This window comes from Micromonospora sp. NPDC002411, from assembly GCF_053592955.1.
In genome coordinates, this window is sequence record NZ_JBSFBM010000061.1 from 1 (window position 1) to 24,389 (window position 24,389).

Below are 24,389 nucleotides of genomic sequence, written 5' to 3' on the forward strand. Positions count from 1 at the left end.
GCCGCCAGCCGGGGCGGGGTCGGCGGCGGGGCGTCCTGGCCGGTCGGCGCGAGGTCGGGCACCGTCGGCAGCGCGGCGAACTGGCCCAGGGTCAGCGGCACCGGCGCGCCCTGCCCGGTACGGGCCAGCAGCAAGCCGGCCTGCAACTCGGTGATGCCGGCCAGCCCGGCGTCGAGGGCCACCGCGTACTGCCGGCCGCCACCGGAGTTGCTCACCAGGTAGACAGTGCCGATGGCGGTGCCCGGCACCCGGGTGGCGGGCCGGCCCAGGTCCGGCAGGTCGAGCGGGGCGAGGTCGGTGCCGGCCGGCAGCGAGTTGAGCAGGGCGGGCGCCACCGGCACGGCCTGCGCCCGGGTGGTGGCGAGCGCCGCCAGGACCCTGCTGGCATCGCGGACCAGGTAGCGCCGCTGGTGCCAGACCAGGTGCAGACCGCCGTCGGGGTGGCGCAGCAGCAGTGCCTCGTCCCCCAACTGTCGGCCGCCGTCGGGCTCGGTGCCGATCAGCAGCACGGAGCGGGGCGCCTCGCCGGCCGGGACGGTCGAGCAGACCGTCCACGCCGCGGTGGCCAGCCGGCCGGGGGCGGGCAGTGAGTCGGGTGCGTCGGCGATGCCCAGCGGCAGACCACGCGGCACGCCGTCGATGGTGCGTCGGGAGACGAGGACGGTCTTCGACCGGTCCGCGCCGACGATGAGCAGCGCGGAGGCGTAGTTGAGCACCGGGTGCAGCTTCTGCTCGCGGTAGACGAACCGGGCGCCGGACTCCTTCTCCACGATCACCGCGCCCGGGTCGCGCCAGCCCTTGCCGCCGCCGGCGAACAGGCCGTAGAGCGCGAAACCGCCCAGCAGGATCGCCGCGACCAGGACGCTGGCCAGACCGGCGCCGGCCAGCCGCCGAAACGGTGACTGCGCGGGGTCGGTCTCCCGCATGACCAGGGCGGCGACCGCCCGTTGGACGCTGAACTGGTAGGAGTGCAGCTGGTCCTGCCGCGACGGCATGAGGTCCCTTCCGGTGGATCGGCCGGGCACAGGATATGCGTTGCGTCGATGTCCTGCGGACCCTGCGTGGCCGCCCGTCGCAGGGCAACCGGTACCATCCGTGGACGAATCCGGCGGCGAGAGGGCACCCGTGGGCGCGCGTTTCGAGGAGCTGGCCTGGCGGGAGACCCCGATCGGCGCGATCAGCCTGCGCCGACGCCGGGACCCGGCACTGCAGGTCGAGGTGTACGAGGTCAAGCTCGACGACGAATACCTGATGTCCAGCCTCTTCCCCGTCGCGGAGATCGAGCTGGCCCGGTTGGGTCTCGCCGAGGTGGCCGGTGAGTCGGTCGACGTGGTGGTCGGCGGTCTCGGCCTGGGATACACCGCCTGCGCGGCGCTGGGTGACCCCCGGGTGCGGTCGCTGCTGGTGGTGGAGGCGATCGAGGACGTGATCGACTGGCACCGGCGAGGGCTGCTGCCGTTCGCGGCGGGGCTCGCCGAGGACCCGCGGACCCGGTTCGTGCAGGCCGACTTCTTCGCGGCGGTCGCCGGTGACGTCGGCTTCGACACCGAGGTGCCCGGGCGGCGGTTCGACGCGGTCCTGCTCGACGTCGACCACTCCCCGCGCAACGTCCTGCACCCCAGCCACGCCGCGTTCTACCCGCCGGCCGGCCTGCGCCGCCTGGCCGCACTGCTGCGCCCGGAGGGGGTCTTCGCGCTCTGGTCGGACGACCCGCCGGACGCCGAGTTCACCGACGCGCTCAGCGAGGTGTTCGCGAGCGTACGGGCGCACGTCGTGCCGTTCGCCAACCCGCTGACCGGCGGGGAGTCGGCCAACACCGTCTACGTGGCGCGTACCGGCCCCTGACCTCCTCAGTACGGCGGGGCCGGAACCCGAGTCGATCAATCGGCATGGTGTCGGCCAGACGGGGAACGTTGGGGCGGGCCGGCCGCACCAGGCGCGGCCGGTTTCGGGAGGTCGAGATGCGTGCGCTGCTCTGGGTCGTCGGCGTTGTCGCCGGTGTGCTGATCCTGCTCGGGTTGATCCTCGAGGCGGTCCGCTGGCTGATCATCATCGGTGTGATCGCGCTGGTGATCGTGATCGTCTGGGGCGTCGTGAAGGGGCGGCAGGCGGTGCAGCACCAGGGCCGACGACGCTGACCGGTCAGAACCAGTCGGGCCGCATGTCCAGCGTGGTGCGGTCCCGGCTGTCCAGCAGGTCGAACTGCGGCCCGGTACGGGGCAGCTCGACCGCGAAGAAGTAGCGGGCGGCCTGTCGCTTGCCGGCGTGGAACGCGTCGCCGGTGCCCTCCGGCGGCAGGGCCAGCACCTGCTCCAGCCACATCCACGCGATCACCACGTGCCCGACGGCCTCCAGGTAGGCGCTGGCGTTGGCCAGCGCGAGCACCGGGTCACCGTCGGCCCACAGCCGAGCGGTGACCGAGGTGACCCGGTCCACCGTCTCGGCCAGCCGATCAGCCAGATCGGCCGCCTCGCCACCGGCCTTGCGGGCGCGCTCGATGGTGTCCTCGATCGTCGTGGTCAACAGCGTGAGACCGGCGCCGCCCTGCATGGTCATCTTGCGCCCCAGCAGATCCAGCGCCTGGATGCCGTGCGTGCCCTCGTGGATCGGGTTGAGCCGGTTGTCCCGGTAGTGCTGCTCCACGTCGTGGTCCCGGGTGTAGCCGGCGCCTCCGAGCACCTGGATCGCCAGGTCGTTGGCGGTCAGGCACCATTGCGACGGCCAGCTCTTGGTGATCGGGGTGAGCACGTCCAGCAGCAGGTGGGCACGCTCGCGGTCCGCCTCGGCGGGTGCGGTCCTCTGCTCGTCGAGCAGCCGCGCGCAGTACAGCACCAGTGCCAGCGCCCCCTCCACGTAGCTCTTCTGTGCCAGCAGCATGCGGCGTACGTCGGGGTGGTCGATGATCGGCACCTGCGGCGTGGCCGGGTCCTTCGCGCCGACCGGCCGGCCCTGCGGCCGCTCCCGGGCGTACGCCAGGCTCTTGAGATAGCCGGTGTAACCGAGCGCGGTGGCGCCCGCCCCGACCCCGATCCGGGCCTCGTTCATCATGTGGAACATCTGCGCCAGGCCCTGGTGCGGCGCCCCGACGAGCTGACCGACCGCGCCGGGCCGGCCGCCCGGGGTGTGCCCACCGTCGCCGAAGCTGAGCAGGGTGTTCGTGGTGCCCCGGAAACCCATCTTGTGGTTGAGACCGGCCAACACCACGTCGTTGCGCTCCCCGAGCGACCCGTCCGCGCCGACCAGCACCTTGGGCACGATGAACAGCGAGATGCCCTTCACCCCGGGCGGCGCGCCGGGGATCCGCGCCAGGACCAGGTGCACGATGTTCTCGGCCAGCTCGTGGTCACCCCCGGAGATCCACATCTTGGTGCCGAAGAGCCGGTACGACCCGTCGGACTGGGGTTCGGCGCGGGTGGTGATGTCGGCCAACGAGCTGCCCGCGTGCGGCTCGGACAGGCACATGGTGCCGAAGAACCGGCCGTCCAGCATCGGCCGGACGTAGGTGTCCACCTGCTCGGCGCTCCCGTGCGCCAGCAGCAGGTTGGCGTTGCCCAGGGTCAGGAACGGGTACGCCGAGGTGGCCACGTTGGCCGCCTGGAACCAGGCGAAGCAGGCAGCCGCGACCGCGTGCGGCAGTTGCAGGCCGCCGACCGAGGAGTCCAGCCCGGCGGTGAGCAGGCCTGTCTCGGCGAAACTGTCCAGCGCGGCGCGAACCTGCGGGATCAGCCGCACCCGCTGCCCGTCGAACGTGGGCTCGGCGAGGTCGGCGGCCCGGTTGTGCGGGGCGAACTGTTCGGTGGCCACCCGTTCGGCAAGGTCCAGTGCGTCGTCGAACGTCTCCCGGGAGTGCTCCGCGTAGCGGGGACGCTCGACCAGCTGTGACACCCGCAGCCAGTCGTGCAGCAGGAAGTCGAGGTCGCGGCGGGAGAGCAGGGTGGACGGCACGGAACTCCTCAGCGGGCACGGGGTGGGACTGCCGGGACGACGGCCCACTGTCGCCCCGGCCCATCCTGACGGATCGTGGGAGCGGGCACCACCGGCGCGGGCGGCGTCGGGCGAGCGGAATCTGTCACACCGGGCGGCTAGGGTCGCTGCCCGTGACCGAACCCGGAGATGTCCCGCCCGAGGTCCTCGACCGGCTGCGCCCGATCTGTCTCGGCCTGCCGGAGACGTACGAGGAGCCTGCCTGGGTGGGCATCCGCTGGCGGATCCGCAAGCGCACCGTCGCCCACGTGTTCACCGTCGATCCCGCCCGGCAGGTGGTGCACGCGCGGGCCGCCGAGCTCGACCGGCCCGCCTGCCTGCTGACCTTCCGCTCACCGCTCGACGAGATCGCCGGGCTGCTGAGCGGCGGGCACCCCTTCTACAAGCCGGACTGGAGTCCGACGGTGATGGGCATGGTCCTGGACGGGGGCGCCGACTGGGTCGAGATCGCGGAGTTGCTCTCCGAGAGCTACTGCATGCTCGCCCCGAAACGGCTCGCCGCCCTGGTCGGCCCGCCGGCCCCGCACCACTGAGCGGACGGCGTCCGGCGAGCAGGCGGTTTCGCCCGGCATGCTCCGGGGATACCGCGCTGGGTGGCCGAGGTCAGTCGGGCTCCCCGCCGGAGTGCCGACGACGCCGCAGGGCGGGTGAGGAGCGGGTCGATGTCCACCCTGCCCACCCGAGAGGACCCCCGGCTGACCCCGATCCTCAGCGAGGGCCGGGTGTGCACGGGGGTGACGTCAGTGCGTGGGCGGGTCTTCCTGAGCTACCCGTCGGCGGACGGGCCCGGCGTCCAGGTGGTCGAGGCCCTCCCGGACGGCCGCCGCAACCCGTACCCGGACGCCGCGTGGAACCGGACGAACCAGCCACCGGACGGCGCGTTCGTGCACGTCAACGGGTTGCGTGGCGGCCCGGACGGTCGGCTGTGGATCGTCGACTCGGGCACGCCGCAGATCGGCGGGAAGCAGGTGCCGGGAGGTGCCCGGCTGATCGCGGTCGACCCGCACGACGACCGGGTGGAACGCGTCTACCACCTCGGCGAGGCGCTGCACCCCACCAGCTACGTCGACGATGTCCGTTTCAACGGGGCGATCGCGTACCTCAGCGACGCGGGGATGCCCGGCCTTGTCGTGCTCGACCTCGAATCGGGTCGGCTTCGGCGCGTACTGGACGGACACCCGAGCACCGTGGGCGGTCCGGTGGTCGCCGACGGGCGGGTGCTGCGCGATCCGGACGGCGCCGAGGTGCGCCTGCACGTCGACCAGCTTGAGGTGTCGCCCGACGGTCGCTGGCTCTACTACCAACCGGCCTCCGGTGGGATGTCCCGGATCGGCACCCGCTGGGTGGACGACCCGACGGTGTCGGCCGACGAGGTGGCCCGGCGGGTCGAACGGTGGTGCGACACTCCCAGCACCGGCGGCACGGCGATCGACAACACCGGAACCATCTACCTCAGCGACGTGGACCGCAGGCGCATCCTCACCGTCGCTCCGGACGGCAGCGTGCGTACCCTCGTCGCCGACCCCCGGCTGGTCTGGGTGGACGCGATGTGGCTCGACGCCGAGGCCCGGCTCTGGATGCCGGCGGCCCAGTTGCACCTGACCGCCGGGCTCAACGGCGGGCGGTCGGCGGTTGACTACCCGGTGCACATCTACCGGATGGCGGTCGCGGCCAGGCCGCCCGTTCTGGATCACTCCAGCTGACGGGCGTCGATATGCTGCCTCGCATGCATCGAAGTCGCGTCTACGCCCTGCTGATCGACGCCCCCGCGGCGCAGGCCACCCGGGCTGCGGAGTTCTGGTCCGCCGCGCTCGGCGTCAGCACCCGGACCCATCCGGCGGAGCCGCAGTTCGTCGGCCTCCACGAGGCGCTGCCGGGGCTGGTCGCCGCGGTCCAGGCAGTCGACGACGAGCCCCGCTTCCACCTCGACATCGAGACCGATGACGTGCCGGCCGAGACCGCGCGGTTGATCGGCCTGGGTGCCACCGAGGTGTCCCGGTGGCTCGAGTGTCGGATCCTGCGGGCGCCCGGCGGTCACCTGCTCTGCGTGTTGCCGGTGGAGAGTCCGCCGGAGCTCTTCGCCGCCGAGGCCCGCACCTGGTCCTGACACGCCAGGGCTGTCGGAGGGTGCCGCTAGGGTCCCGCCCATGGCTGAATTCGTGTTGGTGGCGGGGGCGTGGCTGGGGGCTTCGGCATGGGACGACGTGGTCGCGCCACTCCGGGCGGCCGGCCACGGCGCCCACGCGTTGACCCTCTCCGGTCTCGGTGACAAGCGGGGCATGCCCGCTGGGCAGCAGACCCACGTGCAGGACATCGTCGACGAGGTCGAGCGTCGCGACCTGCGCGACGTGGTGCTGGTCGGGCACAGCTACTCCGGCATTCCGGTGGGTCAGGCCGCCCAGCGCATCGGTGACCGGTTGACCACTGTGGTCTTCGTCGACGCGGAAGTGCCGGTCGACGGCGGGTCGTTTGCGTCCGGTTGGTGGCAGGGCCAGGAGGCGTTCGAAGCGCAGCTCACCGAGAACGGGGGTTACTGGCCGCCGATCGGCGCGGCCGACCTCGCCGGTCAGGGGCTCGCCGACGAGCAGGTCGCCCGGTTGATCGAGGGCTCCGTGCCGCACCCGGGGGCCACGCTGACCGAGCCGGCCGTGCTGACCCGCCCGTTGGGTGAGCTTCCGGCAACGTACATCAAGTGCCTGCTCGACGGGCCTGAGCCCAACGACACCGTGGCCACGCTGCTGGCCAGCGACAACTGGCGACTGGTCACCATGGACACCGGCCACTGGCCGATGTTCTCGCAGCCCACCGAGCTGGCCCGGATCCTGGCGGCGCAAGCCGACTGACTGCGCCGGGCGCGTGAGCGTCGGCGCGGGCACCCAGGCCGCCGACGGCGCGGTGCCGGTCTGACGGGTGGGATACCGCTGGCTCCGAGGTATCCCACCCTCGGGGTGTGCCGGGTCAAGCAGTCTGGTCGTCCAGGGTTCTGATGTGGCGCACCGGCGACGCGACCAGCCAGAGCACGGCGAGCATGCCACCCAGCCCGGCGATGGCCAAAGTGGGTCGCAGCCCGATGGTGGTGCCCAGCGCGCCACCGACCAACGCGCCGATCGGTCGGATGCCGTAGTTGACGGCGCTGTACGCCCCGGCACGGCGTCCTAGCGCCTCCTCGGGTGTCACGGCGGTGAGCAGGGCGTTCAGGTTGACGTCCATCAGCATCACACCGATGCTGGAGACCAGCTCGATGGCCGCCAGCATGGCCACCTTCGTCCAGGTGGGGCCCGTCACCAGTGCGGTCAGTGCCAGCGGTGCGGGAAAGAGCACCGCGCCGATCATGGCGGTACGCCCCAACCCGATGGAGCGGGAGATCCGTGGGGCGAGCCCCGCGCCGGCGAGGCCTCCGAGCGCGCCGAACCCGAGGGCGACGCCGATCGCGCCGGCCGACAGGTCGAGGTCGCGGCTGGCGTAGAGCACCAGCAGCGCGGTGGCGATGAAGGTGAAGAAGTTGACGGTACTGGTGCAGCCGAGGGCCGCCCGCAGCACCGGGTGCCGCAGCACCAGCACGAGCCCTTCGCGGACCAGACCGAGAGTGGACGTTTGGCGCGGCGGCGGAGGCGACTCCGTCACCGGGATGCGGCGCAGCAGCAACGCCGAGCCGAGGAACGACACCGCGTCGACGAGGATCGCGACCGGCGCGCTGAGCGCCTGGACCAGCCCACCGCCGACGGCAGGGCCAGCGATGAAGGACAGCGATCGGCTCATGCTCAGCTTGCTGTTCGCGTCCACGTACGCCGATCGGGGCACCAGGGCGACGAAGAAGGCCTGACGCGCCATGGCGAACAGCACCGCGCCGAAGCCGGTGAGCAGTGCCACCAGGTAGAGCTGGGCAAGGGTGATCGCGTCGAACAGGTACGCCACCGGCAGGCTGAGCAGCACCGCCGCGCGGACCAGGTCCGCGATGATCAGAAGCCGGCGTTTGTGGGTGCGCTGGTCCACCCAGGCGCCGAGGAACAGGCCCAGCAGGTTGGGCAGCCAGATCAGCGCGGTGAGGACGCTGACCTGCACGGGCGTCGCGGTGAGCAGGGAGACGGCGATCAGCGGCAGCGCCAGTTCGCTGACCCGATCGCCGAACTGGGAGATCGTCTCGCCGGCCCAGAAGGTGCGGAACCGTCGGTCGCGGTGCAGAGGCGGCGAGGGGTCGGTGACAGCGGCGGTGGTGGCGGTCATGACTCGGCCTGGTCGTCGCCGGACTCGGGCAGGAGGTAACGCAGCATCCGGACGATTCGCGCGCCGTCCGGGGCCGACTCCTCCTTGCGCCGCACGTACGGAGCGAGCAGCTCCTCGATCGACTCCTCCAACTGCCGCAGCTCGTCGGCGGTGGCCACGAATCGGGTGTCGGCGACACCGGCCAGCCCGCGCCACTCGGCGTCGAGTCGGGGTTCGTCGTTCAGCAGCCACTGCTGGGGCACCTCGGCCCGCCGGGCGAACATCTCGCCGCGCAGTTGCCGGCCGGCGGCCTGCCCCTCGGCGTCGTCGGGCAGGACGAAGCGGAAACCACGGGCCGCCGCCTGCCACCAGCGTTCCCGCTTGCTGGCGGCACCGTCCCAGTCGGTGACCAGGCCGAACGTCGCGAGGTGCCGCAGGTGCCAGCTGACCACCGACGGTGTGGCGCCGACGTGCGGCGAGAGCCCGGTCGCGGTGGCCGGGCCCTCCCGCTGGAGGTGTTCGAGGATGGCCAGCCGGACGGGGTGGGCCAACGCCCGCAGCGCCTGCGGCTCGTTGATCTCGAAGTCCCCGTACGGATTCTTGAGAGACATGTTTCGAAAGTACTCTCTCAGGTTTACCCCGGCAACCCCTCCGTGCGCGACCGACCACGACGATCAGGCGACGCCCAGCCGGGCCAACGGCTCGACCAGCTCACGCTCCTCGTAGCTGAGGTGCGACAGCAGGGCGTCGGTCAGGAGGTCCACCGCCGCCCGCAGGTCGGCGAGCCCGTCCGGCGACCCGACGTACGCCACCAGGGCCCGGTCGACACCCTCCAACACGTCGTGGATGACGTGGTGCTCCTGCTCCAGCCGGTCCACGACCGGACCGAGCCGCGGGTCACGCGCCCGCAGCCGAGGGAAGAACGACTGGTCCTCGATCGTGTGGTGGGTGGTGACGATGCGGCAGTACGACTCGCAGTAGACGCCGAGCGTCCACCGGTTCTGCCGCATGGTCATCGTGTTGATGTGCGACCGTGCCGCGCCGGCATCGATCTCACCGGCCGCGACCTGTTCGATCAGGTCGTGGATCTGGGCCAGCTCGGCACGCAGCCCATCGTGGATCTGCACCAGATGCGCACCGGTGGCCTGCTCCTGCGGCGTGTAGGTGCGATCCGGGTCGGGCGCCGGCCCGGTCGGTCGGGTCGACTCGTCCCAGACCTGCTGGTCGCTACGCCGTACGCCATCGTCGGGGGTCGGCACCACGGCGAACGCGCCGCCGGTCACTGTCGCGCGGCTCGGCCGCACCGCGGGCGCAACCGGCTCCGCTGCCGCTCCCCGACCGCCCGCCGCCGCGCCGCGGTCGCCCTCCGCCGTGCTCTGGGCGCGTTCGGCCGTGCCAGGGTCGCGTTCGGCCGTGCCCTGGGGGCGCTCGGCCACACCACGGTCACGTTCGGCCGCGACCAACTCGCGGACGGCGGGGGCGACCTCACCCGCGAAGCGGCGCAGGTCGTCGGGGTCGTCGCCGGCGAGGATGAAGGCGCTCACGCCCTCACCCAGGGCCAACTCGGCCAACTCCTGCACCCACTGCTCGGCGGGCCCGTTCAACGGGCCACGACCGACGGCCGAGAACTGGCCGGCGACGTTGAGTAGCCGGCGCACGTCCCGGGGGGACCGGCCGGCCTCCTGCGCGGCGTCGTCGATGATCGCGTTGCCCTTGGTGAGGTCACCCGGCTGGAGGTAGCCCAGCGTGGGCAACCAACCATCGGCCCGTCGTCCGGTGAGCTGCAGCATCCGGGGCTTGTACGCGCCCAGCCAGACCGGCACCGGGTGCGCCGGAGCCGGACCGCGCTTGGCGCCCACCACCCGGTAGAACTCGCCGTCGACACGAACACCACCGCGGGTCTCGGTGTCCCACATCTGCCGGATGATCTCGATGGCTTCCTCCAGTGCGCGTACGCCCTGGCCGGGGGTCAGCCGTCGGCCGCCCATCGCCTCGATGGCGTCCCAGAACGCTCCCGCGCCGAGGCCGAGGGTGATCCGGCCGTCGCTGAGCAGGTCCAGGCTGGCCACGCTGCGGGCGAGCACCGCCGGTGGGCGCAGCGGCAGGTTCGTCACGTTCGCCGCCAGGTGCACCCGGTTGGTGCGGGCCGCCACGAAGCTGAGCAACGTCCAGGTGTCGAGGAACGCCGGCTGGTACGGGTGGTCCTGGAAGGTGACGAGGTCCAGACCGACCTGCTCGGTCAGGACGGCGAGGCCGACCGTGCGGTCCGGATCGCCGGCGCCAGGGGTGACGAAGGATCCGAAGACCAGGTCATGGCCGTAGTCGCTCATCTGCGAGCCTCCCGATTCACAGGACGCGTCGGACGATGCGCCACGACCTAAACCTTATGCCAGTCAGAACATCTTCTGCCAACAAGGTCTGCGTCACTGCGCTACTGTCGAGGCATGACGGGTGCCACCCACCGGCCGGACCGGCCCGATCCTCTCGACGACGACCTGGGCTGGATGCTCGGGATCGTCTTCCGTGGCTACGTCCGGGCAGCCGACCACGCGCTCACCGACTTCCCCGGCGGCCCACGCGGCTACCAGGTGCTCACCGCCGCGATCAACGGGCCAGCCCGCAACCAAGGGGCGATCGCCGAGGAACTCGGCCTCGACCGCACCGTCCTGACGTACCTCATCGACGACCTGGAGCGGCCCGGGTTCGTCGCGCGTCGGGCGGACCCGGCAGACCGACGCAACCGGTTGATCGACGTCACCGACGCCGGCCGCGCGGCCTGGGAGAAGCGGCGCTCCGCGCTACGGCAGGTCGAGTCGCACCTGCTGGGTGCGCTCACGCCGGCCGACGCGGCGACGCTGCGGGCCCTGCTTCAACGGGTCGCCTGCTCGGCCCAGGCGGCGGACCCGCTGCGTGATCTCTGCGAGGTGGTGACGCAGGTGCATCCTGGCCCGGCCGTGCCGACGGACCGGCCGGACGCCCGAGCACGCCGCCGCGGCTGACTCCCGCCACAGCGGGTGGGCGCCGCTCGACAGTCCTCCGTCGAGCGGCACCGACCGCACCCGCGTTACCGCTACCGCGCTGGTCAGCGCACGTGCACGAACACCGGGTTCGAGTAGAACCACAGGTCGTCCCACGGGCTTTCCAGCCCGTCGGCGAGCGGCTCGGCCTCGTCCGTGCTGGTGCCGCGAACCCGCGCGTAGGTGTCGGCCTCGACGTTGCGCAGGGTGTGTCGGATGACGTAGCTGTCGCCGTGCCGACGCCAGTCCCGCGGGCCGAACCGGGCCGCCACAGTGGTGGTGGGGTTGGTGTCGGCGTCCAGGCTGGCGCTCGGGCCGGTGATCTGGCCGACGATCAGGTCGACCCGGCGGACCTCGGGGCGGTCCCCGTTCGCGTTCACACCGCCCAGCGGACGGAACGTGATCTCGATCTCGACGTCGGTACGGCTCCGACGGCTGACCGTGATGGTCTGACCCACCTCGGCGGTCTTGCCCTGTGACGTGGCGGTGACGTCGAGGCTGCGGATCAGGTCACCGGTGGTGACCCAGATCCGGCCGTTACGCAGACCGTCCATGATGTCGCCGTAGTCCTGACGGGCGTGCACGTACGTCTTGCTGTACTCGCCCGGCCAGAAGTCGGAGCCACCGCGGGTCCAGTGCACGTGCGAGTCCGACGTCGCGGTGATCCACCAGCGCCGGCCCTCGCCGAGCAGCGAGTCCCACAGCCCGCCGACCCGCGCGGTCATCTGGTCGAAGCCGCCGTAGGTCGGGTGGTTGCCGTACCCGCCGCGCTTGCCGCCGTTGAGCGGGCCGGCCTGGTGGCCGGGCGCGCCCTCGAAGCCGATGTAGACGTCCGGCGCGGCGTTGTTGCCGTTGCGGAACTCGCGCGGGGTGTCCTGGCCGTAGACGCCGAGGCCGGGCGCCGAACGGGACGCGTGGTGGGCGATCACCAGTGGCTTGTGCGGCATGCCCCGGGCCACCTTGAGGAACTCCACCATCTTCGCCTCGGTGTCCCGGGCCGGGTCGGTGGGGAACGCGTCGTACTTGGCGAACCGGCTCTCCAGCTCGAAGAGCTGCTTCGCCTCGTCGTCGTGACGCGGGATCATCAGCGTGTGGTGGTCCAGCGACGGCGCGTCGAACTCCATCCCCCAGAACTGGAGCACCTCGGGGACCAGCTTGCGCGACCGCAGCAGGTCCGGGTACGCCTGCTCGATGTTCACCTTCGAGTGGGTCGGTCCACCGTGGTCGGTGCACATCGCCCAGGTCAGGCCGAAGTTCTTCGCCATGATGGCGTTGGTGACGATCGGGTAGACCGCGTCCGCGCCCTTGTGGAAGACGATCGGTGATTTCGTGGTGTCGAACTCGCCGCTGTACTCGGAGTGGATGTGGTGATCGCCGGCCCGCCACGCCCGGTTCTTCGAGTTGCCCCGGTCGTCCTTGTCGTCGTCGCCCGGCCTGCGGTCCTCGTCGGCCCACGCCGCGCTGGCACCGACCAGAGGGCTGGCCGCAGCCAGCGTCGCCCCGACGCCCGCGTACTTGACCAGCTTGCGCCGTGACAACTGCGCCTGCTCGGTCTCTTCGGCTTGCTTGTCTCTCACGTGAGAGCCTCTCCTCGATCAAGCGATTGCTCTTTCGATCAAGGAGCCTTGAAGAGCGCGGTGAACGCCCGCCGTACGGAATGCGTGTCCACGATGAACACCCTGCCCAGTCAGGGTGCCAGCCGTCAGATCCGGGCGCGGGGCAGCCAGCCCAGGAACCGGTGCCGCACCCGGGGCAGGGGCAGCATGGGCAGGTCCTGGGCTGCGGCGACGAGGCAGGAGCCGAGGTAGACCGCGAGGGCGGCGCGAGCTCCACCGAACTCGGCGAGCAGCTGGCTCTGCTTCGTGGCGCAGGGCCACTCCCGACCACATCCGGTGCAGGTCCAGCTCGGCGGGCTGGGAAGGTGCTCCGGCAGTTTCACCCGGCGGTACCGGCCGACGACGCTGTTGTCCGAACGCACGTCGCGTCGCCGCGTCGCGGGGCCCGCGTTGCGGTGCGTCGGGCGGGCACCGGGAAGGTAGCGCCCGACGGTGCCGAGGAGCACTCCGACGCGGATGAGCGCGTCCGGCCCGACGTGCTGGGCCAGCAACGCGGTCATCAGATAGTGCCCCAGCAGGTCGAAGGCGTCGCGGTGGAGACGCAGTTCGCGGCACAGGTCGACGAAGTCCGGCGTGGTCAGGGGCACCCGGTCGTCGAGCGCGCGGCGCAGCACCTCGCGCAGAGCACCGCCGAGTCGCTGCACCGCGTCGCCCTCGCCCAGTCCCAGGCTGTCCTCGTCGGCCACCCGGGCCAGCGCTTCGGCCACTGCCAACCGAACGACGCGTTCAGGGTCAGTACTGTCCAACGCTCATCCCTCCGTGGGCCGATCCACGGGCGGTGGCCCATTCGTCAGGCGACCGCCCGGGGTGATCGTGAATAACATTTCGTTGTCGGCCGCACGGGCGGCTAGGACAGCAGGCGTAGAACGACGTCAGGCGTTAGTCAAAAAGCGAAGTCGGCCTGCCGACACGCGTCAACGATTCGCGGGACGGCGCAGCTGCCGTTGTCGTATGGTGATATTCCCATCGACAGATATTGCGCCCCCAAGCCGCCCTACGGTCAGGCCACTTCCGACGCCACGACCGGTCGCTGCCGTCCCGCTCGCGACGTTTCATCCACCGCACCGCCGGCCATGACGTGCCGGGTCACCGCCGAACACCCCGGCACGTCCCGATCCCGCCGCCGGCACCGTTTCGTCCACCGGCGGCACCCGCACCGGACGGAGGCAGCAGCGGATGACGTCAACACCAGTGCAGACACACCAGTTCGACAGCCACGACCCGGTGGCCATCCACCAGTTCCTGTCCAGGACGTACGACCCGAAACTGCGTGTCCAGAGCAGGAACGGATACCAACTCAGTCATCACCGCGTCGACGCCGGACCGTTCGCCATCGCGACCACCGGCCAGAACGGGCATCTCGACATCGACGCCAGCAGCCTCCGCGGTCTGGTCGTCGGCCGCACCCGAACCGCCCGCGTCGATCGCGCCTGCCACGGATCGGCCGACCGTTTCGGGCCTGGCGACGTCTTCCTCGTCACCAGGCCGGAGGAGCCGTGCCGCGTCCAGTGGCATCCCGGTGAGGTGGAACTCTGCGTGCTGGACCTGTCTGTCCTGGCGCAGGTGGCCACCACCGCGCCGACCCGGCGGCCCGGTCCGATCCGATTCACCGACCTGGGCCCCGCCAGCGCGGCACTGGCCCGCCAGTGGCGCAACACCACCAGCTTCGTCAGTGGCGTGGTGCTGAACAGCCCGGCCGCCGGGGCGCAACCACTGGTGATCGGCAACGCCGCGCGCATGCTCGCCGCGGCGGCGCTCACCGTCTTCCCCAACACCGCCCTCACCGAACCGACCATCGGTGACCGGCACGACGCCAGCACCACCACGCTGCGGCGGGCCATCACATTCCTGGAGGAGCACGCCGACCAGGACATCAGCGCCGCCGACATCGCCGCCGCGGCCCGGGTCTCCCTGCGGGCGGTGCAACTCGCCTTCCGCCGCCACCTCGGCACCACGCCGACGGCGTACCTGCGGCGAATCCGCCTCGACCGGGCGCACCACGACCTGGTGCGGGCCGATCCCCACCAGGAGACCGTCTCGGCGATCGCCAGTCGGTGGGGCTTCGCCAGCCACAGCAGGTTCACGGCCCGCTACCACGCGAGCTACGGCGTACCGCCGCGCGAGACGCTGCACGCCTGAAGGCTGGACCTTGTGAGCCGACCAGAGCCGGACGACAATCGTCGATGTGAGGGTCCCCCCGCAGGTCGCGGTGTCGCTGGTGACACTGATGGCCCTCGCCGGCTGCGGCACCTCGTCGAACCCGACCGTCGACCCGCCGACCGGTGCGCCGACGGCACCTACCGGCGCAGCCCCGTCCGCGGCCGTCCGCTCCCCCGCCGCCTTCGACAAGGCGCTGCACGACGAGTTGGTCGCGATGCTGGACCGTGACCAGGCCGACCGCGGGGGCACGCCACAGACCGAGTCCGACCAGGCCCGCACCGCACGGTTGAAGGACATCATCAGCACCCACGGCTGGCCGACCTTCGCGCAGGTCGGCGAGGACGGCGCCAACGCCGCGTGGGCCATCGCCCAACACTCCGACCTGGACCCGGCCTTCCAACAGGAGGCCCTGGGCCTGCTGCGCACGGCGGTCGCCAGCCGCCAGGCGTCGCCGGGCAACCTGGCCTATCTCGAGGACCGGGTCGCGGTGGGCAAGGGCGAGCCCCAGGTGTACGGCACACAGGTCCAGTGCGGTCCGGACGGCCCCTCACCGACGACTCCGATCGCGGACGAGCCGGGTGTCGAACGGCGTCGGGCCGAGGCGGGTCTGCCCACCCTGGCCAGCTACCTGGCCGAGATGACCACGATCTGCGCGCAGGACAACCAGGGCACGCCCTAGCTCCGGTCGCGCTCGCGGGTGTCGCGGGCGGCCTGCACCTCGGGCACCGAGGCCTCCAGCAGGTCGGCGAGGCCGCGTAGCTGTTCGGCGACCCGAGCGCCGAGGGGCGTCAGCGAGTATTCGACGCGGGGCGGGATCGCGGTAAGCACCTCGCGGGTCAGCATTCCGTCCCGTTCGAGGGTCTGCAGGGTCTGGGAGAGCATCCGCTCGCTGACCCCGTCGATCCGGCGGCGTAGGGCGTTGAACCGGTAGCGACCCTCGCCGAGCGCCAACAGCGCCAGCGAGGCCCACTTCGAGGTCACGTCCTCGAAGGCCGCCCGGGAGGTGCACCCCCGGGCGAAGACATCGCTGACGAATTCCTGGGTAGGCCCCGCCGGGTCCTGGGCGGGCATGTCGCTCACCTCACCAGCCTACCTTACGGTTACTCAGCGATAGTGCCGTAGATTCGTAAGTGCATGCAGAATTGACACCACTCATCGGAGGTTCCCATGCCCACCTACGCCGTGACCGGGGCCACCGGCCGCCTGGGCCGCCTGGTGATCGGGCAGTTGCTCGACAGCGGCGTACCGGCCGCCGAGATCGCCGCCGTCGTCCGCAGCCCGGAGAAGGCCGCCGACCTGACCGCGCGCGGGGTCGAGATCCGCAAGGCGAACTACGACGACCCGTCGACCCTGCCCGGTGCCGTGGCCGGCGTACGCCGTCTGCTGCTCATCTCCGGCGACACTCCCGGCCAGCGCGTCCCGCAGCACACCGCGGTCATCGACGCCGCCAAGCTCGCCGGGGTCGAACGGCTGGTCTACACCAGCATCCTGAAGGCGGACACCACCACAAACCCCCTCGCCCTCGAGCACAAGGCCACCGAGGAGGTCCTCGCCGCATCCGGCCTGACCTACACCGTTCTGCGGAACGGCTGGTACACCGAGAACTACACCGACCAGCTGCCGCAGTACCTGGGGTCCGGAACCATCCTCGGCGCCACCGGCGGCAGCAAGATCTCTGCCGCGACCCGGGCCGACTACGCGGCTGCCGCGGTAGCCGCGCTGACCCGCGAGGAGGCCGGCAACGCCGTCTACGAGCTGGGCGGCACCTCGTTCACCTTCGACGAGCTCGCCGAGGCCGTCACGGAGGTGACCGGCACCCCGGTCGCCCACCGGGACCTGTCCGCCGCCGAGCTGGCCTCGGCTCTGGAGAACGTCGGCCTCGACGCGGGCACGGCCGGATTCGTCGCCGCACTCGACGACTCGATCGCCATCGGCGAGCTGGTGACCGACAGCGACGACCTCAGCCGGCTGATCGGGCGGCCGAGCACCCCGCTGCGTGACGCCATCCGGGCCGCGCAGGCCTGACCTGATCGTCGTCCACGCTGATTCCGGGCGGGTGACGGGCAGACGCCCGGTCGCCCGCCCGGGCCTACTCGCCCTCGTCCTGCTCCTCGGTGAGCTCGGCCAACACGTCGGCCGCGTCCCGATTCCCGCCGTCGGCGAGACGCCGCAGCTCGCCGACGTCCGCCCGCTCTGCCGCCAGCTCGACGAGCTGGTCGGCCGCATCCCGGTCGCCCTGGTCGGCGAGACGCCGCAGTTCGGCCGTGTCGCCGCGTTCGGTGGCGAGTTCGACCAGCTGAGCGGCCGCGTCGGCGTTGCCGTTCTCGGCGAGCTGACGCAGCTCGGCGAGGTCACCGCGTTCGGTGGCGAGCTCGACGAGCTGGTCCACGGCGTCCCGGTCACCGTGGCCGGCACGTTCCCGCAGGTCGACCAGATCAGGATCGGACATCCCGCACCTCTCCGCAGCTGACGCGGGACCACGTCGACCAGCCCCGACCACCAACGCGAACCTAGACCAGCCGTCCTCGCCGTGGGTCGACTGACACCACCGGTACGCCGATCAGGTCAGCCCGCCTCGGTCGACCCGGGGAGCAGCAGACCGGTCAGCAGACCACGCAGGGTCCGCTCGACGAGGTCGGCCCGGGGCGCCGGCCCGGAGGGCTGACCGAACGCCGCAACCAGGTGCGGGTACGCCGTGAGATCGACCCCGGAGAGGCTGAACGCCCCGGCGGCGGTCTCGCGACGGGCGAAGAGGCTCACCACGCCGGTCATCATCGCGATGGCCTCGAACTTGGCCGCGGCGGGACAGCGTACGGGCTCCAGGATCCGGATGCAGTTGTCGAACCAGGCCAGGCTCTCCGGGCCGACCCCGGACGGCCGGTGGATCACGTCGAGCAGCCACGGGTGGGCGCCGAACAGCGCCAACTGTCGACGTCCCAGCAGCACCATCGTGTCCAACCAGCCGCCGTCCGCCTGCGGGTACGGGCGCAACTCCCCCACCGCCCGGTCGGTCATCAGGTCGAGCAGGTCGTCGCGGGACGACAGGTACCGGTAGAGGGATCCAGCCCCCGTGCCGAGCGCGCCCGCCACAGCGCGCATCGACACCGCGGCCAGCCCTTCGGCGTCGGCCAGGGCAATGGCGGCCACGACGATGGCGTCCCGACTGTGTGCCGGGGTGGGGCCACGGGTGCCGCGTTCGGGCCTGCTCCAGATCGGCGGCCGGTCGGGGCCGGCACTGGCGGGTGCGTCGCTCACCGATCTACTGTAAACTGCAAACGTCGTTCGCAGTTGTTGTCGCTGTCGAAGGGTGGGCGACCATGGAGCAGGTCAGGGCACGGGACGGCGCGACGATCGTGCTGCACTCCACGGGGGTGGGGCCGGGGATCGTCGTGGTGCACGGCGGCGGCACGACCATCGACGTCTACCGACGGCTGGCCCGGGCGCTCGCCGACCGGTTCACCGTGCACCTCTACAACCGGCGGGGGCGGGCCGACGCGCCACCGAGGCCGATGCCCTACACCGCGGCTCCGGGCAGGCGTGCTCGGCGGCCGTGCGGTAAAGGTGCTGCTCAACCAGGTCCGGCGACATGCCGAAGCCAGACCGGCCCTGCGTCTTGCCGTACCGGCTGACGATCAGCGCGGCGACACCGGCGGCGTGCGGGGACGCCATCGAGGTGCCCTGCAGGTAGGTGTAGTAGCCGCACTCACCGTTGGCCTTGCACTGCTTGAAGACCGACTCCTCGAAACCGGCGACGATGTTGCCGTCGGCGTCGACCGAGCCCTCCTCCTGAAGCACGTGCTTCGGGTACGTGGACAGGATCATGTTGGCGTCGGTACGGAACGTGTCGGTGCCGAAGCCGTCCCGGAACCAACCGCCCGGGGCTGCCACCGAGATCTGCTCGGTGCCGTAGTTGGAGAAGTCCGACTTCTTGCCGGACGGGCCGACCGACGACACACCGATCACGTGCGGGCCTTCGGTGGGCAGGTCCCAGCAGCTCTCGTTGTCGATCGGCCGCGGGTACGGGTCGGCGCCGTAGTCCGGGCTCGTGGTGTCGGTGCGCGGCGCGCCCAGGTCTTCGTTGTTGTTGCCGAGCGCACCGACCAGGGTGACGCCCTTGTTGTGGGCGAAGACCAACGCCCGCTTCATCGCCTTGATGATGGCGCGCTGTTCGGCCTGGTCCTCGGGCGAGTCGGCGGGGTTGGCGGTGCAGTTGTAGAGCCACGGGTCGACGTAGAACGACATGTTGACCACGTCGATGCCGGACCGACCGGCGTGCAGGAGGGCGTTGACCACCGGCTCGAGGAAGAAGTAGCCGGAGTCCTGGCCACCCTTGAGTTCGACGAGCGAGACGTTGGGGGCGACACCGGAGAGGCCGAAGCCGTTGGCGGCGGCACCGATGGTGCCGGCGACGTGGGTTCCGTGCCCACCGTCGTCGGTGCCCACCGGGTCGAGGCAGCTCGGCACCTCGCAGGGGCCGTCCACATCGGTCAGGTCGGGTGCGAAGTTGCGCGAGAGCGCCCAGTTGAAGTTGGGCGCGATGTCCGGGTTGCTGGCGTCGACGCCGGTGTCGAGCACGCCGACGGTCACCCGACGGTCACCCGGCTCGATCTTGCGGGCCTTGTCGGCCTGGAGCATCGCCAGGCCCCAGAGCTTGTCGTCGAGCGGGTCGAGCTTGGCGCCCTTCCGGGCGGCGGCACCAGCGGCAGCAGCACGGGTGGCTGCGGTCAGGTGCTCCTGCTCGACGCGGTCCAGCTTGGGCTTGCGGCCGATGGCCTTCTGCTCGGCGGCGCCGATCAGCGTCGGAGCGGCGGTCGCCTTGGCCGCGAAGTCGGCCCGGTCGCTGGTGACCTGGTACATGCCGACCTCGTCGGACCGGGACACCACAGTGCCGCCGGCCGCCCGGATCGCGGCTACCGCCGTCTCGGCGGCGACACCGTCCTCGGCGACGACGGTGAAGGTGCGGGAGGTGCTCGGCGCGGCGCTGGCCGGCACGCCCAGCCCCGCAGCCGTCAGTGCCAACACTGCCGCGGTCGCGACAGCACCGGCGGTGAAGCGCTTGCTCACCACATCGGATCCTCTCGTTGAGGGACGTGGCAGCCATCACACAGCACCCAGCAGGTTTACGCCACCTGAACGTCCGTTATGGCGGCGAATCTCTGCTTCAGCAAACAACGCCAGCGCCGCCGACAGGTCCGCCACGGTGGACACCTCGGCATCGGGCGTGTGACCGAGCGGGCGGGGCAGGCCGGCACGGTTCAACCACACCGAGCGCAGGCCGGCGCGGCGGGGTGCCACCACGTCGTGCTCCCACGAGTCACCGACGTACACGATCTGCTCGGCCGGCACCCCCGCCGCACTGACGACCGCGGCGTAGAACTCCGGGGCGGGCTTCTTGGGCAGGCCGTTCTCGTGCGCGTACACCTCGAAGGCGAACTCGCCGACGAGCCCGCACCGTTCGGCGCGACTGTTGCCGTTGGTGGCGAAACCCAGCGTGTAGCTCTCGCGGAGCGTGGCCAGCGCCGCCGGCACGTCGGGGAACGGTCGGGTGAGGGCGAACCGGCGGGCGAAGAAGAGGGCCGCGAACTCGTCCAGGTGGTCGCCCAGCTCGGCGCGGGCCAGCGACCTGGCCAGGGCGGCGCGTCGGATCTCCATGACCGGGGCGGCCGCCAGCTCGCCGAAGACCGCACCCCAGTCCGACTCCAGCTCGTCGAGCGTCACCTCGGCCGCCGCCGGGGTGCGCCGTCGCATCTCGTCGAGGACGGCGATCAACCCGCCCGTCACCGCCGGCCGCAGATCGAGCAGGGTTTCGTCGGCGTCGAACACCACGGTGGTCAGCACGACGCCCACTGTCTCACCGACAGAGAGCGCCAGCACGCGCACCAGCGTCGGACGGCAGGCACCGGACACCGGGCCGCCAGGGAGCCGGCACGCCTACCGGCCGTCGAGCGCCAACGCCGGCTCGGGCGTGACCGGCGTGGGCTCCGAGGGCGACCCACGCAGCTCGTCGAGGCGTACCAGCGCGACGCCGGCGACGATCAACGCTCCGCCGAAGAGCTGCCAGCCGGTGGGCAGCTCGTTCAGGAAGAGCCAGGCGATCAGCACCGCGAACAGCACCTCGGTCAGCCCGACGAATGACGACAGCCGGGGGCCGAGGATGCGGGTGCCGGCGATCCCGGCCAGGTACGCGATGACGGCGGCCACCAGCGACAGCCCGGCGATGGGCAGCATCCAACTGGTGGTCTGTCCGGCGAAGGTGACGTCGCCGAAGGTGGCGTGCAGGGGCAGCAGACCGGTCAGCCCGACGAGGAGCAGCACGCCGGCGCCCACTGCCATCCCGCCGCTGGCCATGGCGACCGAGGGTAGGCGGGGGTCGACCCGACCGGCGAGCACGAAGTAGCCGGCCAGGCCGAACGCCGCGCCCAGACCCCAGAGCACGCCCACCGGGTGGAAGTCGGCGGTGCCGGCGAGGTCGAGGACGAACGCCAACCCGACCAGGGCGGCCACCGATCCGGCCACGGTGAGCCGGCGGGGTCGCTGCCCGTGTCGCAGCCACATCCAGCCCACGACGAGGATGATGCCCAGGTATTCGAGCAGCAGCGCGACACCGACGGGCAGGTAGCGCACGGCGTTGAAGAAGCAGACCTGGGCCAGGGCCACCCCGAGGAGCCCGAACATCCCGATCGCCGTGGCGTTGCCGCGCAGCACGGACCACCTGCCCCGCAGTGACAACAGGGCGGGGATCGCCAGCACGAGGGCGGCCACGCCGACCCGGGCGATCACCGCCGACTCGGCCGACCAGCCGGCCTCGATGAGTGATCGCGCGAAGGTGCCGGAGGTGGCGAAGGTGACTGCGGAGAGCAGCGCCAACGCGGCGCCAGCAGCAGGTCGTGAGTGCATGTCGCGCTCCTCGGGGACGGCACCGTGTCATGAGCAAACTATCCTTGTACTGATGACGCTAGGCGTCCGCCCTGACAGGAGTCAAGATGCTATTTGCTCATGACACCGAATGTTCGCTGATCGCCACCGCCGCGCTGGTCAACACCGCGGGTCGGGACGGTGAGCTGTTGCCCGACGTCGCCGCGCTCGACGCGTTCTTCGTCCGCCACTCCTACAGCGGCCGGCACGAGCACACCGACTCCGAGTTGCGCGCCGTGAAGGACCTGCGACCTCAACTGCGCCGCATCTGGCACGCCGAGCCGCCCGAGATCGTCGCGCTGGTCAACGGCCTGCTGCTGGAACACAAGGCGTTGCCCCAGCTCATCGAGCACGACGACGAGCCGTACCACCTGCACGCCGTTCCCCGCGACGCGCCCCTGGCCACCCGGATCGCGGTGGAGGCGGCGATGGCCATGGCCGACCTGGTCCGTGCCCGCGAGCTGAGCCGGCTGCGCATCTGCGAGTACCCGGACTGCGACAACGTCGTCGTCGACCTGTCCCGCAACCGGTCGCGGCGGTTCTGCGAGGCCGGCTGCGGCAACCGCGCCGCCGTGACCGCCTACCGTGCGCGCCGAGCCGCCGGCCGCTCCTGAACCACCTCGTACTCCACCTCGCCGTGCTCGGTGCCCAGGATCGGCTCGTCCCACTGAAGGTGGAAGGTGCGCACGTAGTGCAGCCCCGCCTTCGCCATCACCCGCCGGGAGCGCTCGTTGACCGTCATCGTCTCGGCCCAGACCCGACGCACCCCGACGGTGTCGAAGGCGTACCGGACCAGCGCCCGCGACCCCTCGGTGGCCAGCCCTCGCCCCCACGCCGAGCGGCGCAGCCGGTAGCCCAACTCGGCCTCGCTGCCGTCCGCCGACGGGTCGAGCGCGAACCAACCCAGGAATTCGCCCGACTCCCGATCGTGCGCCGCCCAGCGACCCAACCCGGGATGCCGCCCGTACTGGGCCAACAACCTCGGCAACTGCTCGTCCCGGACCGTCGCCAGCGACGTGGGCACCCCACCGCTGAGGAACCGCATCACCTCGGGGTCGCTGTCCAACTCGACCAACGCGTCCACGTCGTCCATGGTCAGCCGCCGGAACCGCAGCCGCTCGGTCTCCGCTGGAACCACCAGGTCACCGCCATCCACGACCGGATCATCCCGCCGCGCCAACCCCACCGTCGAGCCGTTTATCCGCCGCGCGCCAGGCAGTCGCGTCAGCGCGGGGGCGCGACCACGAAGAGCCGCCAGGAGTACGCGTCGACAACGAGCACGGGCCCGTCCGGGTCCTTGCTGTCTCGCACCCCGACCACGCCCCCAAGGTCCGTAGCCACCTCGACACACTGGTCGTTGGAACCACTCCGGCTGCTCTTGCGCCACCGGACTTCGGTCAACTCCACGTCTCCGCCACCTCCCTCAGCAACTCGATCGACTCCTGCGGAGGCAACGCCTGTCCGAGAGTCGCTTCCCATGTCCACTGTAGGCGCAGCAGATCCGCGGGCTGATCCAGCTCTTGGCCGCCGATCTGGCCACCGAGGTAGGCGAGATCACTGTGATCGGCCACCGTGGCGAGGATGAACGGTCCGTTCAGGCCCGGGTACTCCTCGGCAGAGCGCGGCACGACGTGCAGCTGAACTCGTGGATGCTCGGTCGCCAGGCGCGCCAGGTGCACGGCCTGCTCGCACATCACCTTCCGACCGCCGACGCGGCGTCTCAGCACCGACTCGTCCATCACCGCGACCAGGTGCGGCGGTCGGTCACCGTAGAGAACCCGCTGGCTGTCCATCCGGTCGGTCAGCCGACGCTCCACCTCGTCGGCATCGAGCAGCCGGTCCGACTCGAAGACAGCGCGGGCATAGCCCTCGGTTTGCAGCAGCCCAGGCACGTGCAGCGGATCGAACCAGCGCAGCGCACGCGCCTCCGCGAGGATCGCTCGCCAGCCGCGCAGCCAGACCTGGGCCTTGTCCAAGCTCACCAGTTCAGTGGACATGCGGCCGAAGAGGCCGCCGGTGTCCAGGGCCCGGTCGACAAGTTCCAGGTACTTCGCGGTGGGCGGCTGCTGACCCAACTCGACGGCGCTGACCATCGACGCCGAGTAGTTGACCGCCTTCGCCAACTCGTCCTGACTCCAGCCCTGCCGGACCCGAGCCCGGCGCAGCTCCGCGACCAGGAACGCCGCCGCCGTCATCTGCCCATCGGCCATGCCAGCCGCCCTCCACCCCGCCGACGATCGATTCCAGCCGGTCGCCAACGGTGTCACCACCGAACACAAGGCGGCTGTGACGACGCGACCAAACCCTTCCGAACGTAGTCGCCCGATCACCAGACTGTGAAGCGCGACGCCGCTCCCCGTCCCCCGGGTCCAGCGGCATCGCACGGGACCGCCCGCTCCCCCGTGCCGGGCGGTCCCACCCCACCGACCACGCGGCCTTCTTCGAGATCTTGGACAGTTTCCGTCAACTGCTGACGGAAACTGTCCAAGATCTC

26 protein-coding genes and 1 pseudogene are annotated in these 24,389 nt (G+C 71.3%); 11 read left to right on the forward strand and 16 right to left on the reverse strand.

Annotated elements, in window-relative coordinates:
- Positions 1–995 (reverse strand): type VII secretion protein EccB (gene eccB / locus ACWCO3_RS10410; protein ID WP_450009523.1); only part of this gene is annotated, 995 nt, incomplete at its 3' end.
- Positions 996–1,125: 130 nt separating this feature from the next.
- Between eccB and ACWCO3_RS10415 the strand changes: the two genes are divergently transcribed.
- Entirely contained in the window at positions 1,126–1,845 is a 720-nt protein-coding gene (locus tag ACWCO3_RS10415; protein ID WP_145782775.1) for a polyamine aminopropyltransferase, read from the forward strand.
- 116 nt (positions 1,846–1,961) lie between these two features.
- Positions 1,962–2,138, forward strand: a complete 177-nt coding sequence (locus tag ACWCO3_RS10420) for a hypothetical protein (protein WP_167524848.1) — start codon at positions 1,962–1,964, stop codon at positions 2,136–2,138.
- 4 nt (positions 2,139–2,142) lie between these two features.
- Here the strand turns inward: ACWCO3_RS10420 and ACWCO3_RS10425 are convergent, their stop codons facing one another.
- A complete protein-coding gene (locus ACWCO3_RS10425; RefSeq protein ID WP_357932960.1) occupies positions 2,143–3,945 on the reverse strand; it encodes an acyl-CoA dehydrogenase in 1,803 nt (600 codons plus the stop codon).
- A 152-nt stretch (positions 3,946–4,097) separates the two neighbouring features.
- Here ACWCO3_RS10425 and ACWCO3_RS10430 point away from each other — a divergent pair, with 152 nt between their 5' ends.
- The 4 genes from ACWCO3_RS10430 to ACWCO3_RS10445 all read left to right on the forward strand — a co-directional run bounded on the left by ACWCO3_RS10430 (position 4,098) and on the right by ACWCO3_RS10445 (position 6,827).
- Positions 4,098–4,517: an MmcQ/YjbR family DNA-binding protein gene (locus ACWCO3_RS10430; protein WP_358053802.1), complete on the forward strand. Its 420-nt coding sequence runs from the start codon at positions 4,098–4,100 to the stop codon at positions 4,515–4,517.
- Positions 4,518–4,646: 129 nt separating this feature from the next.
- Positions 4,647–5,687, forward strand: coding sequence for an L-dopachrome tautomerase-related protein (locus ACWCO3_RS10435; protein WP_450009527.1), 1,041 nt, complete (start codon positions 4,647–4,649; stop codon positions 5,685–5,687).
- Positions 5,688–5,710: 23 nt separating this feature from the next.
- Entirely contained in the window at positions 5,711–6,091 is a 381-nt protein-coding gene (locus ACWCO3_RS10440; protein WP_145782788.1) for a VOC family protein, read from the forward strand.
- Positions 6,092–6,131: 40 nt separating this feature from the next.
- Positions 6,132–6,827: an alpha/beta fold hydrolase gene (locus ACWCO3_RS10445; RefSeq protein ID WP_358167421.1), complete on the forward strand. Its 696-nt coding sequence runs from the start codon at positions 6,132–6,134 to the stop codon at positions 6,825–6,827.
- A 115-nt stretch (positions 6,828–6,942) separates the two neighbouring features.
- On the opposite strand, the gene ACWCO3_RS10450 is transcribed toward ACWCO3_RS10445, so the two are convergent.
- The 3 genes from ACWCO3_RS10450 to ACWCO3_RS10460 all read right to left on the reverse strand — a co-directional run bounded on the left by ACWCO3_RS10450 (position 6,943) and on the right by ACWCO3_RS10460 (position 10,517).
- A complete protein-coding gene (locus ACWCO3_RS10450) occupies positions 6,943–8,208 on the reverse strand; it encodes an MFS transporter (RefSeq protein WP_145782797.1) in 1,266 nt (421 codons plus the stop codon).
- On the reverse strand, positions 8,205–8,798 hold the full coding sequence (locus ACWCO3_RS10455; RefSeq protein WP_145782800.1) for an ArsR/SmtB family transcription factor: 594 nt from the start codon (positions 8,796–8,798) through the stop codon (positions 8,205–8,207). Before ACWCO3_RS10455 ends, ACWCO3_RS10450 begins: the two co-directional genes overlap by 4 nt.
- A gap of 63 nt (positions 8,799–8,861) precedes the next feature.
- Entirely contained in the window at positions 8,862–10,517 is a 1,656-nt protein-coding gene (locus ACWCO3_RS10460) for an LLM class flavin-dependent oxidoreductase (RefSeq protein WP_358075910.1), read from the reverse strand.
- A gap of 114 nt (positions 10,518–10,631) precedes the next feature.
- Between ACWCO3_RS10460 and ACWCO3_RS10465 the strand changes: the two genes are divergently transcribed.
- Positions 10,632–11,186 carry a MarR family winged helix-turn-helix transcriptional regulator gene (locus tag ACWCO3_RS10465; protein ID WP_145782805.1) on the forward strand — a complete coding sequence of 185 codons (555 nt, stop codon included), beginning with the start codon at positions 10,632–10,634 and terminating at the stop codon, positions 11,184–11,186.
- Between the two features lie 83 nt (positions 11,187–11,269).
- Here the strand turns inward: ACWCO3_RS10465 and ACWCO3_RS10470 are convergent, their stop codons facing one another.
- A complete protein-coding gene (locus tag ACWCO3_RS10470; protein WP_145782806.1) occupies positions 11,270–12,781 on the reverse strand; it encodes a CehA/McbA family metallohydrolase domain-containing protein in 1,512 nt (503 codons plus the stop codon).
- Between the two features lie 125 nt (positions 12,782–12,906).
- Entirely contained in the window at positions 12,907–13,566 is a 660-nt protein-coding gene (locus ACWCO3_RS10475; protein ID WP_357932975.1) for a hypothetical protein, read from the reverse strand.
- Positions 13,567–13,996: 430 nt separating this feature from the next.
- Here ACWCO3_RS10475 and ACWCO3_RS10480 point away from each other — a divergent pair, with 430 nt between their 5' ends.
- Both ACWCO3_RS10480 and ACWCO3_RS10485 read left to right on the forward strand, forming a co-directional pair.
- The gene (locus ACWCO3_RS10480) at positions 13,997–14,959 is read left to right on the forward strand and encodes a helix-turn-helix transcriptional regulator (protein WP_450009532.1); all 963 of its coding nucleotides are present in this window, start codon (positions 13,997–13,999) and stop codon (positions 14,957–14,959) included.
- A gap of 46 nt (positions 14,960–15,005) precedes the next feature.
- Complete coding sequence (locus ACWCO3_RS10485; RefSeq protein ID WP_450009534.1) at positions 15,006–15,659, forward strand: DUF6624 domain-containing protein; 654 nt, start codon at positions 15,006–15,008, stop codon at positions 15,657–15,659.
- Here ACWCO3_RS10485 and ACWCO3_RS10490 read toward each other — a convergent pair.
- A complete protein-coding gene (locus tag ACWCO3_RS10490; RefSeq protein WP_278142267.1) occupies positions 15,656–16,051 on the reverse strand; it encodes a winged helix-turn-helix transcriptional regulator in 396 nt (131 codons plus the stop codon). The two genes, ACWCO3_RS10485 and ACWCO3_RS10490, sit on opposite strands and share 4 nt — an antisense overlap.
- Before the next feature lie 96 nt (positions 16,052–16,147).
- Here ACWCO3_RS10490 and ACWCO3_RS10495 point away from each other — a divergent pair, with 96 nt between their 5' ends.
- Positions 16,148–17,005 carry an SDR family oxidoreductase gene (locus ACWCO3_RS10495; protein WP_450009536.1) on the forward strand — a complete coding sequence of 286 codons (858 nt, stop codon included), beginning with the start codon at positions 16,148–16,150 and terminating at the stop codon, positions 17,003–17,005.
- A gap of 64 nt (positions 17,006–17,069) precedes the next feature.
- Here ACWCO3_RS10495 and ACWCO3_RS10500 read toward each other — a convergent pair whose 3' ends face one another.
- From ACWCO3_RS10500 to ACWCO3_RS10520, 5 genes and pseudogenes are all read right to left on the reverse strand, one after another.
- Complete coding sequence (locus tag ACWCO3_RS10500) at positions 17,070–17,429, reverse strand: hypothetical protein (protein ID WP_358167415.1); 360 nt, start codon at positions 17,427–17,429, stop codon at positions 17,070–17,072.
- 116 nt (positions 17,430–17,545) lie between these two features.
- Positions 17,546–18,235 carry a TetR/AcrR family transcriptional regulator gene (locus ACWCO3_RS10505; protein ID WP_450009538.1) on the reverse strand — a complete coding sequence of 230 codons (690 nt, stop codon included), beginning with the start codon at positions 18,233–18,235 and terminating at the stop codon, positions 17,546–17,548.
- Positions 18,236–18,439: 204 nt separating this feature from the next.
- Positions 18,440–20,044, reverse strand: a pseudogene (locus ACWCO3_RS10510) (S8 family serine peptidase); the annotation flags it as partial.
- A gap of 36 nt (positions 20,045–20,080) precedes the next feature.
- On the reverse strand, positions 20,081–20,818 hold the full coding sequence (locus ACWCO3_RS10515) for an HAD family hydrolase (RefSeq protein ID WP_145785425.1): 738 nt from the start codon (positions 20,816–20,818) through the stop codon (positions 20,081–20,083).
- A 93-nt stretch (positions 20,819–20,911) separates the two neighbouring features.
- Positions 20,912–21,877 carry an EamA family transporter gene (locus ACWCO3_RS10520; protein ID WP_145778653.1) on the reverse strand — a complete coding sequence of 322 codons (966 nt, stop codon included), beginning with the start codon at positions 21,875–21,877 and terminating at the stop codon, positions 20,912–20,914.
- An 86-nt stretch (positions 21,878–21,963) separates the two neighbouring features.
- Here ACWCO3_RS10520 and ACWCO3_RS10525 point away from each other — a divergent pair, with 86 nt between their 5' ends.
- On the forward strand, positions 21,964–22,509 hold the full coding sequence (locus tag ACWCO3_RS10525; protein ID WP_450009540.1) for a CGNR zinc finger domain-containing protein: 546 nt from the start codon (positions 21,964–21,966) through the stop codon (positions 22,507–22,509).
- On the opposite strand, the gene ACWCO3_RS10530 is transcribed toward ACWCO3_RS10525, so the two are convergent.
- The 3 genes from ACWCO3_RS10530 to ACWCO3_RS10540 all read right to left on the reverse strand — a co-directional run bounded on the left by ACWCO3_RS10530 (position 22,476) and on the right by ACWCO3_RS10540 (position 24,105).
- Positions 22,476–23,051, reverse strand: coding sequence for a GNAT family N-acetyltransferase (locus ACWCO3_RS10530; RefSeq protein ID WP_244311536.1), 576 nt, complete (start codon positions 23,049–23,051; stop codon positions 22,476–22,478). The two genes, ACWCO3_RS10525 and ACWCO3_RS10530, sit on opposite strands and share 34 nt — an antisense overlap.
- 68 nt (positions 23,052–23,119) lie before the next feature.
- The gene (locus ACWCO3_RS10535) at positions 23,120–23,302 is read right to left on the reverse strand and encodes a DUF397 domain-containing protein (RefSeq protein ID WP_145778651.1); all 183 of its coding nucleotides are present in this window, start codon (positions 23,300–23,302) and stop codon (positions 23,120–23,122) included.
- Positions 23,293–24,105, reverse strand: a complete 813-nt coding sequence (locus tag ACWCO3_RS10540; protein WP_145778650.1) for a helix-turn-helix domain-containing protein — start codon at positions 24,103–24,105, stop codon at positions 23,293–23,295. The genes ACWCO3_RS10535 and ACWCO3_RS10540 overlap by 10 nt, the downstream gene beginning before the upstream one ends.
- Positions 24,106–24,389 lie beyond the last annotated feature (284 nt).